General features: G+C 64.7%; 13 protein-coding genes. 8 read left to right on the top strand and 5 right to left on the bottom strand.

All coding sequences use genetic code 11. The features are described 5' to 3' along the window. Positions 1–18: 18 nt before the first annotated feature. Entirely contained in the window at positions 19–696 is a 678-nt protein-coding gene (locus BLR66_RS05040; RefSeq protein ID WP_093280539.1) for a J domain-containing protein, read from the bottom strand. Positions 697–892: 196 nt separating this feature from the next. Here BLR66_RS05040 and BLR66_RS05035 point away from each other — a divergent pair, with 196 nt between their 5' ends. The 8 genes from BLR66_RS05035 to BLR66_RS05000 all read left to right on the top strand — a co-directional run bounded on the left by BLR66_RS05035 (position 893) and on the right by BLR66_RS05000 (position 10199). Then, positions 893–1957, top strand: a complete 1065-nt coding sequence (locus BLR66_RS05035; RefSeq protein ID WP_255402306.1) for a polysaccharide deacetylase family protein — start codon at positions 893–895, stop codon at positions 1955–1957. A gap of 18 nt (positions 1958–1975) precedes the next feature. Next, a complete protein-coding gene (locus tag BLR66_RS05030) occupies positions 1976–3271 on the top strand; it encodes an O-antigen ligase family protein (RefSeq protein WP_093280531.1) in 1296 nt (431 codons plus the stop codon). After that, entirely contained in the window at positions 3268–4824 is a 1557-nt protein-coding gene (locus tag BLR66_RS05025) for an oligosaccharide flippase family protein (RefSeq protein WP_093280530.1), read from the top strand. The genes BLR66_RS05030 and BLR66_RS05025 overlap by 4 nt, the downstream gene beginning before the upstream one ends. Further along, positions 4821–6155 (top strand): phenylacetate--CoA ligase family protein, encoded by a 1335-nt coding sequence (locus BLR66_RS05020; RefSeq protein WP_093280529.1) that lies wholly within the window; start codon positions 4821–4823, stop codon positions 6153–6155. Before BLR66_RS05025 ends, BLR66_RS05020 begins: the two co-directional genes overlap by 4 nt. Continuing rightward, positions 6152–7291: a glycosyltransferase gene (locus BLR66_RS05015; RefSeq protein WP_255402305.1), complete on the top strand. Its 1140-nt coding sequence runs from the start codon at positions 6152–6154 to the stop codon at positions 7289–7291. Before BLR66_RS05020 ends, BLR66_RS05015 begins: the two co-directional genes overlap by 4 nt. A gap of 109 nt (positions 7292–7400) precedes the next feature. Continuing rightward, positions 7401–8039, top strand: coding sequence for a polysaccharide deacetylase family protein (locus BLR66_RS05010; protein WP_093280519.1), 639 nt, complete (start codon positions 7401–7403; stop codon positions 8037–8039). 106 nt (positions 8040–8145) lie between these two features. Then, entirely contained in the window at positions 8146–9396 is a 1251-nt protein-coding gene (locus BLR66_RS05005) for a hypothetical protein (RefSeq protein WP_255402303.1), read from the top strand. Continuing rightward, positions 9393–10199: a glycosyltransferase family 2 protein gene (locus tag BLR66_RS05000; RefSeq protein WP_093280515.1), complete on the top strand. Its 807-nt coding sequence runs from the start codon at positions 9393–9395 to the stop codon at positions 10197–10199. Before BLR66_RS05005 ends, BLR66_RS05000 begins: the two co-directional genes overlap by 4 nt. Before the next feature lie 72 nt (positions 10200–10271). Here BLR66_RS05000 and BLR66_RS04995 read toward each other — a convergent pair whose 3' ends face one another. The 4 genes from BLR66_RS04995 to BLR66_RS04980 form a co-directional block, all read right to left on the bottom strand. Continuing rightward, positions 10272–12302, bottom strand: a complete 2031-nt coding sequence (locus BLR66_RS04995) for a heparinase II/III family protein (protein ID WP_093280513.1) — start codon at positions 12300–12302, stop codon at positions 10272–10274. A gap of 277 nt (positions 12303–12579) precedes the next feature. Then, complete coding sequence (locus BLR66_RS04990; RefSeq protein WP_093280507.1) at positions 12580–14454, bottom strand: heparinase II/III family protein; 1875 nt, start codon at positions 14452–14454, stop codon at positions 12580–12582. Positions 14455–14464: 10 nt separating this feature from the next. Then, the gene (locus tag BLR66_RS04985) at positions 14465–15766 is read right to left on the bottom strand and encodes an outer membrane beta-barrel protein (RefSeq protein WP_093280505.1); all 1302 of its coding nucleotides are present in this window, start codon (positions 15764–15766) and stop codon (positions 14465–14467) included. A gap of 22 nt (positions 15767–15788) precedes the next feature. Further along, on the bottom strand, positions 15789–16568 hold the full coding sequence (locus BLR66_RS04980; protein ID WP_143014550.1) for a P-loop NTPase family protein: 780 nt from the start codon (positions 16566–16568) through the stop codon (positions 15789–15791). Between the last annotated feature and the right edge of the window lie 7 nt (positions 16569–16575).

Below are 16575 nucleotides of genomic sequence, written 5' to 3'. Positions count from 1 at the left end.
CGGTATTTCCCCTGTATTTCAACATTTGCGCAGCATCCCGGCCGGGGCTGGCGCATTGCCGGTGGGGCTGGGACTCGGCACTTGCAACGGGTGCAAGGGAGAGCTGTACCAATCCACCACTTTTCCGCAATCGAACAGGATCCAGGAAGGTCCGTATTCCCAACGTTGTTCATGGGAGTTGAATGGTTCGCCCTGGATCTTCCTTACCTGGTTGCCTTCCATGCCGATGGTCAGCAACTTTTCCGTCGCTGGCCGATGCAGGTCCTGCCTTGGCGCGGCGGTGGATTGCGCGGCCTCGGGCACGGTGGTGGCGGGCTGCTGGATGGAAAGGCCATAGAGCACCAGTCCGAGCAACGCTACCAATAGGACATAACGCCGATACGGGGCCGATCCGGACACCGCGGCAGGCTCGTGCGCCGGATCTTCATAAGCCTCGGAAGGCGCGTCGCCGGCAATTTCAGCGGGAGTATTGCGGATCGCGCCGGGCAGACGTCCGTATGCGCGATGGAATTCGATGGCGGCCGCATATCGGCGGTTTAAGCGTTGTAAGCGAGAGATATCGGAGGAATTGTCAGGATGATCGGGATGCAACTGGGCAACGCGCCGGCGATAGGCCTGCTTGAAGTCGGCCATGCTGCACTCGGCATCCAGGCCCAACTCATCGTAGAGCGCAACGAAGTCGGTATCTTCCGCCATATACGCAAACCCTTGCCTTTGTTCCCCGCGGTTATCCTACAGTGGACCGCTTTGCGGACGCCGGCGCAATCTGGGGCGAGCGAATGGGGATTGCGCAGGGGTGCGCAGGACGGGCCGGGGCGGCTGAGGGGCTGAGCCGGCCGTATTCGCGGTGAAGCGGGGATCGGTCCCCGCGTTGCAGAACAGGGGGAGTTCAATGAGTCTATCGTCGCGTGCCGGAAGGCGTCAGATACTGGCCCGTCGAAGCCATGCGGCAGGCTTGCTGCCTGCATTGCGGCAGCTGCGGGCGGCGTTGCGCCAGGATCTGCGCATCCTGGCCTACCACCGCGTGCTGGATTCGGCGGATCCGGACGGCTTCAGTTTCGATACCGAGCTGATCAGCGCCACCGGCGCGCAGTTCCGCGAACAGATGCGCGCCATCAAGCGCGATTTCCACCCCATGCGGTTCGACGAAGTGTTGTCCTGTATCGACGCCGATCGGCGTTTACCCAAGGGTGCGATCCTGGTGACCTTCGATGACGGTTACGACGACAATTACAGGATCGCTTACCCCATTCTCCGCGAGCTCGGTATGTCGGCCATGTTCTTCGTTTCCACCGGCCACATCGATTCGGGCATGCCGTACGCCTACGATTGGCTGGTGCATATGGTCTGCACCACCCCGGCGCCGAAATTGCTGGCGCCGGAGCTGGGCATAGATTGGGAGATTCCCGAGGCATTGCCCGAACGGCGCGCGCTGGCGGCCCGGTTGCTGGACCAGCTCAAGGGCTTGAACGACGCCGGCCAGGAAGCGCTGATCGCCCGGCTCGAGCGCGAATGGGACATTCCGCGCAGCGCCGGCCATCCGGATTGCCGGCCGATGAGCTGGGAGCAGTTGCGCGAGATGCACCGGGGCGGCATGGAGGTCGGCTCGCACGGCGTGGGCCATCGCATGCTGGCCAAGCTGTCGCGCGATCAGATGAGCGAAGAGGTGAATGGTTCCAAACAGTCGCTGGAGCGCGAGCTGGCCGCGCCAGCGCAGGTGCTTTCCTATCCGGTGGGCGGGCCCGACGCCTTCGATGCGGCGACCATCGACGTAGTGCGTTCCGCGGGTTTCCGCATGGCCTGCAGCTACATGGCCGGCACCAGCGCACTGAAGCCGGATTCGCGCTACTGCATGCGCAGGTTGCCGGTGGAAAGCGAAATGGATGCTGCGTGGTTCAGCGCCATGGTTTCGGTGCCTGAGGTGTTCAGTTATTCGTCGCGTTTGCGTACAGGTTGAGCGGAGTCACAGGGGCAGATGTTCTTCTTCATGATGGTGTACCTGATCCTGGTGATCATCCGTCCCCAGGACTATCCGGCGGTGGTGGATTCGCCGGGTCCGCCCTGGCAGCCGATCGCGCTGATCCTGGCGGCCGGGTTCTGGCTGTTCTCCGCGCGCAAGTCCTTCGCGGCGCCGCAGTACCTGCTGTTGCCGGTGTTCCTGCTGGTGGCGATGATTTCCAAGATCGTCAACGGTTGGACCGGCGGCGCGATCTTCGTGTTCGCGCTGTTCGCGCCGGTGATCCTGGCGTTCGTGCTGCTGTCCAATGCGGCCGATACGCGCGGCCGCCTGCGCACCACCATGGCCGTGTTCGCCGTCTGCGGTGCGGTGCTGGCCGTGCATGGCATCCAACAATCGACGACCGGCATCGGCTGGACCGGCGTGGAGATGTCGCAGGAAACCCGCATCCAGTACGTGGGCATCTTCAACGACCCCAACGATCTGGGCATGCTGTTCGTGATGTGCCTGCCGATGGCGTTCTACCTGGGTAGCCGTGGCGGCCTGCTCGGATTGCGCCGGCTGTTCTGGTGGACTGCGGCCGGGCTGCTGGTCTATGGCATCTACCTCACCAATTCGCGCGGAACGCTGCTGGCGCTGGTGGCGATCCTGGGCGTCTACATCTGGCAAAAACGCGGGCTGGTGGCCGCGGGTGTGCTGGCCGTCGGCGCACTGGCCGGATTGATGGCCATGCCCTCGCGCATGCAGGAACTCGACTCTTCCGAAGCGTCCGCCGCCGGGCGCATCGATTCCTGGTACGAAGGCATCCAGATGTTCATCAGCGATCCTTTGTTCGGCGTGGGCGCCGGCGGCTACACCGACGTCAACCCGCTGACGGCGCACAACTCCTTCGTGCTGGTGCTGGCCGAGATGGGGATCATCGGCTTCACCATCTGGCTGGCCATCGCCGGCTACAGCTTCCGCATGACCCTGCAGGTGCTCAAGCGCGGCGACGAGGTCATGGACGATGTGCCGGCCGATGTGCCCGACGACGAGGTGGTGGCCGGCTGGCGCGACGACCGGGCGTTGACCCTGACCCTGCTGCTGTCGCTGGTCGGCTACTTCGTCTCGGCTTTCTTCCTGAGCCGCAGCTACGTGATCATCCTGTACCTGCTGGTGGCGTTGATCGTGGCCAACTACGTACGCATGCGCGAAACCTACTCGAGCCTTCCGGCGTACAGCCTGGACAAGGATCTGGTGCGCTGGCCCGTGTATGCGGTGCTGTGGGTGATCGGGCTCTACATCATGGTCAAGCTGCTGCTGGCTACGGTATGAATACGCGCGCCCACACCCTTCGCAACACGTTCTTCTCCTCGGTGGGTCTGTACACCGAGTACGTGCTCGGCATGCTCACCTCGATCATCATCGCCCGCCATCTGGGGCCGGACGAGTACGGCGCCTACAGTCTGGTGATCTGGCTGGTGGCGGTGGGCGTGGCCACGACCAACTCGGGTACCGCGAGCGCGGCGATCAAGTTCGTGGCCGAACTGCGTGGCTCCGGCAATCTGGAAATGATTCCGACCCTGCTGGACTACCTGCGCCGCGCGCAACGGTTCTTCCTGCTGTTCGTTCTGCTGGCCGGGGCGGCGGTGTTCCTCTTTGCTGGCGATCATGTCGCGCCGGGCATGGACCACTTGATGTTGATGGGGTTCCTGGTGGTGTCGGTGGCATTGCGCGCCTCGTACATGTTCAACATCGGCGTGGCCAAGGGTTTCGAGAATTTCCGCGCCACCGCCATCGTGTCGCTGGTGTCGACGCCGATCAATCTGGGTTTGGTCATCGCCGCCTGGTTCTTCGACGCCAGTGTGGAGTGGCTGCTGGCAGTGTTCGTGATTTCCGGCCTGGTGTTCTACGCGGTTTCGCTGCGCCAGATCAAACCGCTGGTACCGGCCCGCGTGGCTGGCGTAGTGATTCCCGAGGCGCTGATGAGCAGGGTGCGTCGGCACATGGGATGGACCACGCTTACGGTGTCGGTCGGCTTTCTGGCGGCCAGCGAAGTGGAGGTGCTGTTCCTCACCCTGTACGCCGACAGCCACGATGCGGGCCAGTTCAAGGTCGCCTATCAGTTGGCGATCGGCGCGGCGACGCTGGTGCCCGGCGTGTTCGGTGCGCTGCTGCTGCCGATGATGGCCAATGCGCTGAGCCGCGGGCGCGAAGTGGCGGGACGGCGTTTCGTCGCCAGCACCGGCTATCTTGCATTGCTTGCGATGCCGCTGATGGCTTTCGGCGCGGTGTTCTCCGATGCGGTGATCCATCTGCTCTACGGCGACGCCTACCTGGCGGCTGGTCCGGTGTTCGCGGTATGCCTGGCCGGTGCGGCGATCACCACCATGACCCAGGGCGGCTCCAGTCTGCTGGTCAGCGCAGACCGGCAGCGCAGCATCCTGATGCTGGTGATCGGTTCGGCCCTGCTCAAGGTGCTGCTGGATGCGGTGCTGATCATGCATTTCGGATTGAACGGCGCGATAGTCGCCTACGGTCTGGTGGCGTTGATCAACGCCTCGGCGATGATGGCTTTGTCGATACGGGTCAGCCGCGCGATGCCGGATTGGTTGCGGATGTCGCGGATTGCGTTGGCGGCTGCGGTCGCGGCCCTTGTCGCGCTGCCGCTTCGCGGGCAGCTGCTGCCGTGGGCCCAGATCGTATTCGGCGGTTTGCTGCTGGGTGTGGCCTACGTGGCCTTGACGATGCTGCTCGGTTGCTGGAGCCGTGGCGACATAGAGCACCTGCAACAGCTGTATCAACGTTTCGTCCCGGGAAAGCCACGTATGGGTACGCGCCTGCTGGAGTGGGCCCATGACCGTGCACCGGTGGAGGGCGCGCCATGACCGGCCTGTACGAGCCGCTGTTCCGGCACGTCCTGTTCCCCGCATACGAATCGGGATTGCGCCGTCGCAAGACATTGGCTTATCTGCGCGAGTACGAGCAGAGCCAGTGGCGCACGCCCGAAGAAATCGAGGCGCTGCAGTGGCAAAAGCTCAAAGGCCTGGTCCGCCATTGCTGGGAGCAGGTACCTTACTACCGCGAGCTCTGGCCGACCCTGGGCATAAGCAGCCCGGACGACATCGCCAGCCCTGCCGACTACGCGCGCCTGCCGGTGCTCACCAAGCCGGAGATCCGCGCGAACTTCGACAAGTTCATCGCTCCGGCCTACCGCGACGGCCTGCTCTACAAGACCACCGGCGGCTCCACCGGTGAACCGCTGCGCTTCGGCTACACGCGCGAAAGCTACGAACGGCGCCTGTCCATCATGTGGAGGGGCTACAGCTGGGCCGGTGCGCGCCTCGGACAGCGCACGCTGTACCTGTGGGGCACACCCGTAGGCGCGCAGAAGCGCAAGGACCGGATGTACCACGCCGCTTTCAACCGTTACATGCTCAACGCCTTCGAGATGACCGAAGAGCGCATGGCCGAATACGCCGACGCGGTGGATCGCTTCCGCCCGGAAACCATCGTTTCCTACGTCGCGCCGATAGTGAAGCTGGCCGAATGGCTGATCGCCAACGGCAGGCGCATCCACCGGCCGCAGCGGATCCTTGGGGCCGCCGAGACGCTGCACGAAAGCCAGCGCAAGATCATCGAGCAGGCGTTCGGCTGCCCTGCCTACAACACCTACGGCTGCCGCGAGTTCATGCTGATCGCCGCCGAATGCGAGCATCGCGGCGGTCTGCATGTCAACGCCGACCATCTGAAGGTGGAGTTAGGCGACTCCGCCGACGTGGGGCCGCGCGATGTGATCGTCAGCGATCTGCACAACTACGGCATGCCTCTGTTGCGTTATGCCAATGGCGATCTGGCTACTGCCGGCGCGCGGACCTGCGCTTGCGGGCGCGGTCTTCCGCTGCTGGCCAGCGTGGATGGCCGCAAGCTGGATGCGCTGCGCACTCCGGACGGCCGCTTCGTTCCGGGCGAATACATCGTCTACGCTTTTCTGTACGCGACAGGCATCAAACGCTACCAGGTAGTGCAGAAGCGACTGGATGCGTTCGAAATTCGGATCGTGCGTGACAAGGATTTCGAGCCTTCCACCGTCGATCTGGTTCGTCGCGAACTGCTCAAGGTGGTGGGCGACAGCGTCGCCCTCGATTTCCAGTTCGTCGATGAAATTCCATTGACCCAGACCGGCAAGCTGCGGGTCACGATTTCGGAGCTGGCATGAACGCGACGTCCAGCCTGCGCATCACCCACTTCGTCGAGAACATGGAGCGCGGCGGGCTGGAGCGGGCGGTGATCGATCTGATCGCGGCCCAGCGCGAAGCCGGCCACGAATGCCGCCTGGTCTGCCTGTTCGACCGCGGCATTCTGGCCGATGAGTTGTCCGCCAGCGGCGTGAGCGTGGAGATTTGCGACAAACGCACCGGCGCGGATTTCCGCGCCTTGCGCCGTGCGCGCGATCTGCTGCGCGGCGGCGGCGTGCTGCACACCCACAACGCCGCCGCGCACTATCACGCGGTGCTGGCCTCGGCTGGCTTGCCGTTGCAACGGGTGGTCAATACCCGGCACGGCATGGGCGAAAGCAATCCGCGCAGCCGGCGCGAATGGCTCTACCGCCGTTCCATGCTCAGGACGGATTACGCCGTGGCGGTCTGCGAAACCGCACGCCGGCATCTGCAGGACAACGGGGTTTCGCCGCGCTCGGCACTGCTGTCCATTCCCAATGGCATACGCACCGAAGGTTTCCGCGCCGCGGGCGATGCGGCGCGCGCGCGTTTGCGCGATGAACTGGCGCTTGCGTCCGGCAGCCGGCTCATAGGCACGGTGGGCCGGCTGGAGCCGGTCAAAGACCAGGCCAATCTGATCCGCGCGTTCCGGCAAGTGCGCCTGAACGTGCCCGAGGCGGTGCTGGTGCTGGTCGGCGACGGCGCATTGCGGCGCGAACTGGAAGCGGTGGCCGAGGACGAAGGAGTCGCCGATGCGACGCGTTTCCTGGGCGACCGCTCCGACGTGCCGCAATTGCTGCAGGGGCTGGATGTTTTCGCACTGTCGTCGCTGAGCGAGGGTTATTCCATCGCCCTGCTGGAAGCCTGCGCCGCGCAGCTTCCCATCGTGGCCACCGACGTGGGCGGCAACAGCGAAATCGTGCGCGACCGCAGAAACGGCTTGCTGGTGCCGGCGCGCGACGCCGATGCCCTGGCCGCGGCGCTGACCGAATTGCTATCGTCTCCCGCTTACGCGGCGACGATGGGGCAGGCGGGTCGCCAGTGGGTGACCCATGAAGGCTCATTCCGGACCATGGCCAGTCGCTACGAAGCGCTCTACCGCAACGCCGCAGTGCGCCTGGACAGACAGCCATGAGATCGAGCCGCCAATCCATCCGCAAAGGGAACTATCGCTATTCCTGCTCGCCCCGATCCGCGCGCCAACCGAGAAACCTCCCGCCAGCTTCGCATCCATTGCCCTCCCCATGACCCCACGGCCCAGAAAACTCAAGATCCTGCGTTGGTTGCCCAGCTCGCTGGTGACCACGACCGGTTCGCGTGCGGGCCGCAATCTGTACCTGACCTTCGACGACGGCCCGCACGCCGAGCACACCGTCCCGTTGCTCGAACTGCTGGCCCAGCATCAGGCCAAGGCCAGTTTTTTCCTCATCGGCGGCCAGATCGAGGCCCATCCGGAGCTGGCGCGCCGCATCGCCGGGGAAGGGCATACGCTGGGCAACCATTCCTTCACCCATCCGCATTTCGAGAAGCTGTCGCTATCGGCGCAGCTGGACGAAGTCGATCGTACCGATGCGTTGCTCAGCGCGATCGACGGGCGGCCGCGCCACAGCTTCCGGCCGCCGCGCGGGGTGATGCCGCCGCGAATGCTGGCCAACTTCTTCCGCCAGCGCCGCCGCACCACCTATTGGTCCTACGACAGCCTGGATTACAGCCGCCGCCCGGCGGCCGAGCTGATCGGGATCATCCGCCGGCACCCGGTGCAGGCGGGCGACATCCTGCTGATGCACGACGACAGCACGTTGTCGCTGGAGATGCTGACCGTGCTGATTCCCGAGTGGAAGGCCCAGGGCTTCAACCTGCAAGCCTTGCCCGCCGAAGCCTGAGCGGCCGTCCGCCGCTTGCAGCCGGACTGGCCTGCGCGGGCCGCTTATGCCGTTGATTGCCATGTAACGGCAGCGGCCGGAACGCGATAAAGGCAAGGGGGAAATCTTGAGCATTCTGCAATGGGGCATGCTGCAGTGGAGCATGCTGCAATGGAGCGCGCTGCAATGGAGCGCGATAGCGGTCGTCCTGGCCGCGGCCGCCATGGCCTTCGTGGTCTGGCGCCTGCTGCGCGCGCGCAACATGGAAATCTGGATCGGCAGCTACCTGCGCCGCCCGATCCCGCGCGTGACCGGCCAGCCGGTGCATGTGATGTTCTGTTTCGTCGACCACTTCGAACCGATGTGGCATGGCGCGGATCTGGAAACCCAGCGCGCACGGGTGGACCGCTGGTGCCGCGATTACCGCAAGCTGGCTTCGGCGCACCGCGATGCCGATGGCCGCCCCCCGCAGCACAGCTTCTTCTATCCGGAAGAGGAATACGCCGAGGAGCACCTGGACAAGGTCGCCGCGCTTTGCGCCGATGGCTACGGCGAGCTGGAAATACACCTGCACCACGACAACGATACCGAAGCCAATTTCCGCGAAAGCATCCGCCGCTTCTGCAACATCCTGCATGAGCGCCATGGCGCGTTGTCGCGCGATCCAGTCACCGGCGAGCTGAGTTTCGGTTTCATCCACGGCAACTGGTGCCTGGACAACTCGCGCAGCGACGGGCGCTGGTGCGGCCTCAACAACGAACTCATTCTGTTGCGCGAATTGGGCTGCTACGCCGACTTCACCCTGCCGTCCGCGCCCAGCGACACCCAGACCCGCACCATCAATTCCATCTACTACGCCACCGACGACCCGCAGCACCCCAAGTCGCACGACGACGGCGTGGCGGTGCATGTGGGCGGCAACGCGACCGGAGACCTGATGATCGTGCAGGGGCCGCTGGGGCTGAACTGGCGCGAGCGCAAGGCCGGCGTGATTCCGCGCATCGAGAACGCCGACGTGCGCCGCGGTTGTCCGCCGACCCCGCAACGCATCGACGACTGGGTACGCACCGGCGTGCACGTGGAAGGCAAGCCGGAATGGGTGTTCGTGAAAGTGCATACCCACGGCACCCAGGAATACGACATGGACACGCTGCTGGGCCCGCCGACCGATGCCATGCACGCGCATCTGGAGCGCGCCTACAACGATGGCGAGCGCTACGTGCTGCACTATGTCAGCGCGCGCGAGGTCTACAACATCATCAAGGCGGCCGAGGCGGGCAAGCAAGGCAACCCCAACGAGTATCGCGACTTCATCCTGCCGCCGCCGAAGTCTTCGTGGGCCGGCTCTGCCCAAGCCTCCGTGCGGAGCGCGGCATGACCACCGCCACTTCCCTGCAATCGGCCAACGGCAGCGGCCGCTCCGCGGAACTGCTGGTCAGCGTGATCATGCCGGTATTCAATGCGGAGCAGACGCTGCGGAAATCGGTGGATTCGGTGTTGCGGCAGACGCTGGCCAACCTCGAGCTCGTGCTGGTGGACGACTGTTCGCGCGACGGATCGGCCCGGATCATGCGCGAATACGCCAGCGCGGACTCCCGCGTGAAAATCGTCAGCCAACCGGCCAATGCGGGCGTGGCCGAGGCCCGCAATGCGGGACTGCGCGCGGCGTCGGGCAGCCATGTCGCCTTCCTGGACAGCGACGACTGGTGGGATCCGCGCAAGCTGGAATTGCAGCTTGCGCAAATGCAGGAGAGCGGCGCGCTGGTTTCCTACGCGGGTTATCAGCGGGTCGCCGAAGACGGCCATCTGCTGTCCTGCGTCGAGCCGCCCGCGGAGATCGCTTATGGCGACATGCTCAAGAGCAACCACATAGGCAATCTCACCGGCGTCTACGACCGCCGTCTGGGCGATGTGCCGTTCGTGCGCATGGGCCATGAAGACTATGTGTTCTGGCTGGACCGCGTGCGCCGTGCGGGCCATGCCGTGCGCGTCCGGCATGAAGGCCCGCTGGCCTATTACCTGGTGCGCAACGGCTCGGTTTCTTCCAACAAGTTGAGGGCGGCGCGCTGGCAGTGGCGCGTATACCGCGAATCGGAGCACCTCACCCTCTGGCAAGCATGCTGGTACATGTTCCACTACGTCCGGCATGCGCTTTCCAAGCGCGGTCTTGCCGCCGTCTGACCGGCCGCGATACGAAAAAAGCCGCCTGTATCGAACAGGCGGCTTTTTGTTTTCGCTCGATTCCCGGCAGGCTCAGATCTCGGAAAGCTCCACCAGGTAGCCGGTGGTGCCGCCGGTCACGTCGATGCGGTAGCGCGCGCCATCTTCGACGTACTTGCCGGTGCTGAAGTTGCTATTGATGGTGGCGTTGGCCGGTTCCAGCACGCGCACCCGCAGGCGTCCCGCAGTGGCCTCGCGGCTGTTGACCAGGGTCGGCAGCACCGGCGTATTGACCTGGAACGTAGCGGTGGTGCCGGCGGTCATTGCGAAGGTGTCGCGCACGGTCAGCTTGCGGCCGGCGAAGGTGAATTGACGCCCCCAGGAGGTCACCGCGGTGTTGTCGCAGAAGGCGGGCGTCAGGTTGGCGTTGGCGGTGAAGTCGCCGCCGCTGGCGCCCGGAGTCACCGTCATGGTGGAGATCTTGGTGGTCGATTCGCACTGGCGCGCCACGGTGCCATTGCGCGCGAAGCGCACCAGATTGTGCACATCGGTACCCTGGTTGATGCCGCTATGGCTCCAGATGTTGGCGGTGACGGCCAGCCAGTCGCGCGAGAACAGGGTGAAGGAACCCTGGTCCTGGTGCGCATGGCTCTCGTTGTACGGACCGGCCACGATCGCCACCCACATCGCGTTGACGTCCCAGCCTGTGCGAGCGAACAGGTGCCCGACGCCCTTGGCGTGATAGACCAGGTTGGAGGGCGGGGTGGCGGTAGTGCCGGCCGGCAGCAGGTCGTAGCGGAAGTTGAAGCCGGAATTCATCTGCGTGCCAGGCAACAGCACGCCGCTGCTGTTCTTCATCATGATGTTGCTGAGCCACCAGGTAGCGGCGCGCTGCGCGGCCTCGCCGTTGGCGGTCTGCCTGGCTTCCAGCACCAGCCGGCGGTGATAGTCGTACAGCTCGGGGATCGAGTTGCGCGACTGGTCGCCGATCGGGGCGAACCGGTCCATCGTCGGCACGGTGGCGTTGATCCAGTAATAGATGCTGTCCGTCGCATGAGTGTTGGTGTTGGCCAGGTCCGAGCCGGTGGCGTCGCGCCACAGGTGGTACAACGAGAACAGACGCATCTGCGCGGTGCCGTAACCGGTGCCTTCGCTGCTGCCGCCGCCGGGCAGTCTGGCGAAATACGCCTGCAGCGCGGGCAGGCGGCGGTTACGCAGTTCGGACATCCAGGTGGCGTTGTTGGTGGCCAGCGCCCAGTACATGGTCGCTTCGAGGAAGCTGTAGTGATAGTTGTTGCCCGGGTTGTCCACCGACCAGCCCGTCCACGGCGCCGAACGGCTACCCCAGCGTGCGCTGCCGTAGTTCCAGATGTTCCATACCGACTGCTCCGCATACGCGGACCAGCGCGTCCGCTGCGTGCCGGTGATGAAAGCCGAACAGGTGACCAGCGTCATCGACAGGTCCGAGATCATCGGGCCCACTTCCAGGTAGGAGTCGCCGGCGATTTCGGGATTGCTGCCCGCCGCGATGGCGGCTTCGGCGTCGGCGACCTGCCGCTCGACCATGTTCACCGCCAGGGTGCAGTACTTGGTCTCGGGCGACAGCTGGTACATCATCGCCGCCTCGCTGGCGGCGAAGGCGTAGCCCGGACTGCCGTTCACCGCAGCGTCTACCCAATTCTTGAAGCGCGTATACGCGGCCGAGCCGGTGTTGACGTAGCGCCGTACCGAAGGCAGCTGGATCAGGCGCGGCAGGGACGAGTTGGCCATCTGCGGGCCGCTGCTTCCGCCGCTCATGACCGGACCTGCCGATGCAGGCGTTGTTGCCGGTGGCATGGCGCTGGCGATGGGCGCAGGCGTGGGCTTGGCCGGGGCAGAGGCGGCGCGGACGCGGCTGCGGAGCAGGCTCATGAGCCTGACCGGTAGCAAGGTTTCCGAATAGGCCCGGGCCAACGACTGCGCGCGCGTAGTTGCGGTCAGGTATTGCTGCCAGGCGTCCTCCGACCGTTTCTCCCAGCGATCGCCGAACAAGCCGGCGGCACTGGAAACGGTGACGGTGACAAGGAAGGCGCCGCCGACAAGGGAAGCGGCGATCAGGCGCTTACGGCGAACGAGCGGGCGCAAGGCCCGGGATGCTGCTGAATTGGGGTGCTGCACGGGGGATTCTCCTAAAGCCGCGCGCACAACAACGACAATAGGATTATTGTCGTTTCGCTCTGGCTCCCCCTAGCCCATACAAACGCATCGGCGGGCGCATCATAACGTGGTCGGTCGGAACTACCGGACACGTGTATGGGGCTGAAATGGCTTCGTTCAGCTGGCGTCAGGGTTCGGATTTCGCCCGAAACAGGGCCTTCGTGACGGTCCTGCAGGGTCCGTCACGGCAAAAACGTGACGCAAATCATTTTTCTGAGAGTTCGACCAGATACCCGCTTTGCCCGCCGGCTACCTCGATGCGCCAGCCGCTGCGGAACTCCTGCGCGTCCACTTTGCGCCACTCGTGGATGCTGATGGAGGCGTTGGCCGGCTCCAGCACGCGCATCCGCAATCCACCGGCCAGCACTTCGTTGCCGTTGATCTTCGGTTCGGCCGGCACGTTGACCTGGAATATCGCGCGCGTGCCCGCCCCCAGTTTGAATTGATCGCTGACGGTCAACTTGCGTCCGGCGAAATCCAGCTTGCGCTGCCAGCTTCCCAGCGCGGGATTGCCGCGGTAGACGGGGGTCAGGTCGGCGGTGGCGGAAAATGCGCCTTGCTGGCCCGGCGTCACCGTCAACTTGGAACGCGATTCGGTGCTTTCGCACTGGTGCACGATGAGGTCCCCGCGCGGCGCGGCGCATTGGCTGGCACTGCCGTTGCTGCGCTCGAAGCGGACGACATTGTGGACTTCGGTCCCTTGCTGGATGCCGCTGTGGCTCCAGATGTTTTCGGTCACCGCCAGCCAGTCGCGCGCGAACAGGGTGAAGGAGCCCTGGTCCTGGTGCGCGTGGCTCTCGTTGTAGGGGCCGGCGACGAAGGACACCCACATCGCATCTTTGTCCCAGCTGGTGCGGGCGAACAGGTGTCCGGTGCCTTCGGCAAGATAGAGCAGTCCGCTCGGTGGATGGCCGCCCTTGCCGGCGGGAAGCAGGTCGTAGCGGCTGTTGAAACCGCCGCTCATGCTGGGCACGGAAATGGAGTCCAACCACCACGAGGAAATGGCCAGGGCTTCGGGCTCGTTGGTCAGTTGCCGCGCTTCCAGCACCAGCCGCCGATGGTAGTCGTACAGCTCCGGCACCGAGTTGCGCGACTGGTCGCCGATGGGCGCGAACCGGTCCAGAGTCGGGACGGTGGCATTCACCCAATAGGCGATGCTGTCGTGCGCATGCGGGCTGGCGTTGGCGAGGTCCTCGCCGGTGCTGTCGCGCCACAGCCGGTAAAGCGAATACAGACGCATGTGCGCCGCGCCGTAACCGGTGCCTTCGCTGCTGCCGCCGCCCGGCAATTTGGCGAAGTAGGCTTTGAGCGGCGGCAGTCTGCGCTCGCGCAGATCCTTCATCCAGCTGTCGCTGCCGCTGACCAGCGCCCAGAACATGGTCGCTTCCAGGAAGCTGTAGTAATAATTGTTGCCGGGATTGTCGGTGGACCAGCCCGTCCAGGGATGCGGTTTTCCGCCCCATTGGGCCGAACCGTGGTGCCATACGTTCCATACGGCCTGCTCGGCGTAGGCCGACCAGCGCTTGCGTTGGTCGGCCGGAATATCGGCCGCGCAGCTGTCCAAGGTGAGGGCCAGGTCGGCGATGTACGGGCCGACTTCGAGATAGGAATCGCCGGAAATCTCCGGACGTCCGCCCGATGCGATCGTGGCCTCGGCGTCGGCCACCTGCTTCTCCACCATGGCCACCGCCAGCTTGCAGTATTTATCCGCGCCCGAGAGCCGGAACATCAGCGCCGCATCGCTCGCTGCGAACGCGTAGCCGGGACTGCCGGCCACCGCCGAATCGACATACGACTTGAAGCGCGAATAAGCGGCGGACTTCTTGTCCACGAACGAAAGATCCACCTTCAGGCCGCCGGTGCCGACGAGAGCATCGGCGGTCGGACTCTGGTTCTCGGTCGTGGCTTGCGGGCCGGGTGCGGGCGGAGGCGCGGGCGCGGGCGGTACCACCTGGTTGTCGCCGGCCTCGCTGCATTGGGCCATGGCCGCGGCAAGCATGGCCAGGCAAAGGAGAAAGGCGCTGGACCAGCCGCGTCCTTGCTTGCGCGATGCGCTCGCGGGGGCCGACTGCTGGCTCATGACGCGCTCCTCAACGATTGGAATACGAAATACTCAGATACACCAGATTCTGCGAGACGCTTTGCCCGACCGCGTTGCTGTCGCGCTTGTAGCGCTCCCATTCCAATCCCGCGCTCCAGTGGCGCGTCCATTGGTAACGCAAGGTGGCGCCCACTCGCGTGGTTTCGTCCTCGCGGCCCAACTGCGTGTACTCGATCTTCTCGTAGGTGCCGTACATGCCCAGGGTCAGCGAGCGGCGCAGCAGCCAATGCAGATCGCTGCGCAAACCATGGTTGTTCTGGTCGAATTCGTCCGAATCCACGTAGTTTCGCTTCTGCACGTACGGCGCCACCATGAAGTTCAGGCGCGTGTTGGTGAAGGTGTACTCCAAATCCAGGTTGCGTATCTCATACGGCGAAGCGTTGACCACCGCATCGCCGGTCAGCACGTTTTGCGGCAGGGTGGCATCGGCCTGGATGCTGCTCAGCGCGTCGATGGCGGTGTCGGAGAACTGGCTGGAGGCCATCACGGTCAGGCTGTGGCGCTCGCTCGGGCTCCAGGTGGCATCGACGCGGAACAAGGGTTCCGAGCGCGTCTGGCTGCCCTGCCGGTATTCGATACGCGAGTAACCCAGATCGGTGCCCAATTCGAACTGGGCCAGGGTGCGGGAGTAGCGACCGAAGAGATCGTAGCGGTTGTAGTCGCGGGCTACGATGTCGTCTTCGAAGTCCACGCGCTGGGCCTGCACGTTGAGCGAGACCCGGCTGGTGGGAGTGAGCTCCTTGATGGTGCGCAACGCCAAGGCCAAGCGCTGCGAATTGAATTCGTCGGTCACTTCCGCGTCGCTGTCCACGTAGCGCAGTTCGGCTTGCCCCTGCAGGGTGGGCGACCAGTTGAACATCATGGTGGGTCCGGCCGAAAACACGTTGACCTGCTGGCGGTTGCCCGGCGCATCGGGTACCAGCGCATCGACCGGCTGTATGGACAGATTGTCCTCGACCAGGAAATACAGCCGCTGCGGGATGGCGATCCAGTTCAGGCTGCCGGACAGCGTGCCGTCGACGGTGTCGGTGAACACGTCGTCTTCGTAATCGCGGTATTCGACGCGGCCATCGGCATGCGCCTGCACCGAGGAGTTGTTCTCGGTCACCAGGAAGCCCAGCCCGCTGCGCAGGTAGCGCTGGTCGATGGGGTCCGACGGCGCCAGGGTGACGTTGTCGTTCCACTCCATGCCCAGGTCCAGGCTGTAGTCCACACGTGCCGCCCAGGCCGTGCCGGGCACGCACACCAGGCTGGTGGCGATGACCGACGCGCGTAGGTATTTGGGGTGCATGCGCCTTCTCCTTGCGGATGCTTCAGGGCAGGTTGTTGAAAACGACGCCGGCTACTTTTTCAGAAGGAAAACTGGCCAGCGCCGCTTCGATCTTCTCCGGCGTCACCAAGCCGTAGCCGGCGACCAGCACCACCATGTCGGCCAGCTCGGAAAGGATGCGCGCGTCGGGCGAACCGAGCACGGAAGGGCTATCAAGGATGAGGTAACGGTCCGGGTAGCGGCTGCGCACCGAATCGATCATGGCGCGCATGCGGAACGAGCTGAAGGATTCGCCGGTGGTTTCGCGCTGGCGGCCGCTGGGGATCAGGCGCAACCGCGGCACTCCGGTGCGGTAGAGGATCCTGCTCACGTCAAGCGAGCTGTCCTCCAGGTAATCCATCAATCCGCCGCTGGCCGTATCCACACGCAAGGCGGTGTGCTGGGAGGGGTGCAGGACATCGCAGTCGATCAGCAGGGCGGTCTTGGTGTCGTCGAAGGCGAACGCGGCAGCCAGATTGCGCGCCACGAAGCTGCCACCGCAGCCGTGGCTGACCGGGGCGACCAGGGTGACGAAGTTGCGCTCGCCGCCGGCGGCCAGCAGGCGCGTGCGCAGTTCGCGGAACGCGTCGGCCTGCTCGCGCACCGAGTCATTGCGGTGGATAACGCGGCGGTCCTCCAGTTCGCGCGTGGTCAGCGCCTTGGGCTCGTCGAGCAGGGCGAGCGAGCGGGCCGCATCCACGCGGCGGAGGACGCCCTGCGAACGTTCAGTATCCTGATTCACTGTCGGGTCCACGATCGGTTCCAGGTTGTCTTGTCGGTTCATGGCGTTC

Origin of the sequence: Pseudoxanthomonas sp. CF125, assembly GCF_900104085.1 — a bacterium.
Lineage (GTDB): Bacteria > Pseudomonadota > Gammaproteobacteria > Xanthomonadales > Xanthomonadaceae > Pseudoxanthomonas_A.
The sequence above is the reverse complement of the archived record's forward strand: the minus strand, read 5'-3'. Positions and strand labels throughout refer to the sequence as shown.

Coding starts and splice junctions, on each gene's coding strand:
- BLR66_RS05015 (WP_255402305.1), top strand. CDS start 6,152: ATGAACGCGACGTCCAGCCTGCGCATCACCCACTTCGTCGAGAACATG.
- BLR66_RS05040 (WP_093280539.1), bottom strand. CDS start 696: ATGGCGGAAGATACCGACTTCGTTGCGCTCTACGATGAGTTGGGCCTG.
- BLR66_RS05020 (WP_093280529.1), top strand. CDS start 4,821: ATGACCGGCCTGTACGAGCCGCTGTTCCGGCACGTCCTGTTCCCCGCA.
- BLR66_RS05025 (WP_093280530.1), top strand. CDS start 3,268: ATGAATACGCGCGCCCACACCCTTCGCAACACGTTCTTCTCCTCGGTG.
- BLR66_RS04985 (WP_093280505.1), bottom strand. CDS start 15,766: ATGCACCCCAAATACCTACGCGCGTCGGTCATCGCCACCAGCCTGGTG.
- BLR66_RS04990 (WP_093280507.1), bottom strand. CDS start 14,454: ATGAGCCAGCAGTCGGCCCCCGCGAGCGCATCGCGCAAGCAAGGACGC.
- BLR66_RS04980 (WP_143014550.1), bottom strand. CDS start 16,568: ATGAACCGACAAGACAACCTGGAACCGATCGTGGACCCGACAGTGAAT.
- BLR66_RS05030 (WP_093280531.1), top strand. CDS start 1,976: ATGTTCTTCTTCATGATGGTGTACCTGATCCTGGTGATCATCCGTCCC.
- BLR66_RS05035 (WP_255402306.1), top strand. CDS start 893: ATGAGTCTATCGTCGCGTGCCGGAAGGCGTCAGATACTGGCCCGTCGA.
- BLR66_RS05000 (WP_093280515.1), top strand. CDS start 9,393: ATGACCACCGCCACTTCCCTGCAATCGGCCAACGGCAGCGGCCGCTCC.
- BLR66_RS05010 (WP_093280519.1), top strand. CDS start 7,401: ATGACCCCACGGCCCAGAAAACTCAAGATCCTGCGTTGGTTGCCCAGC.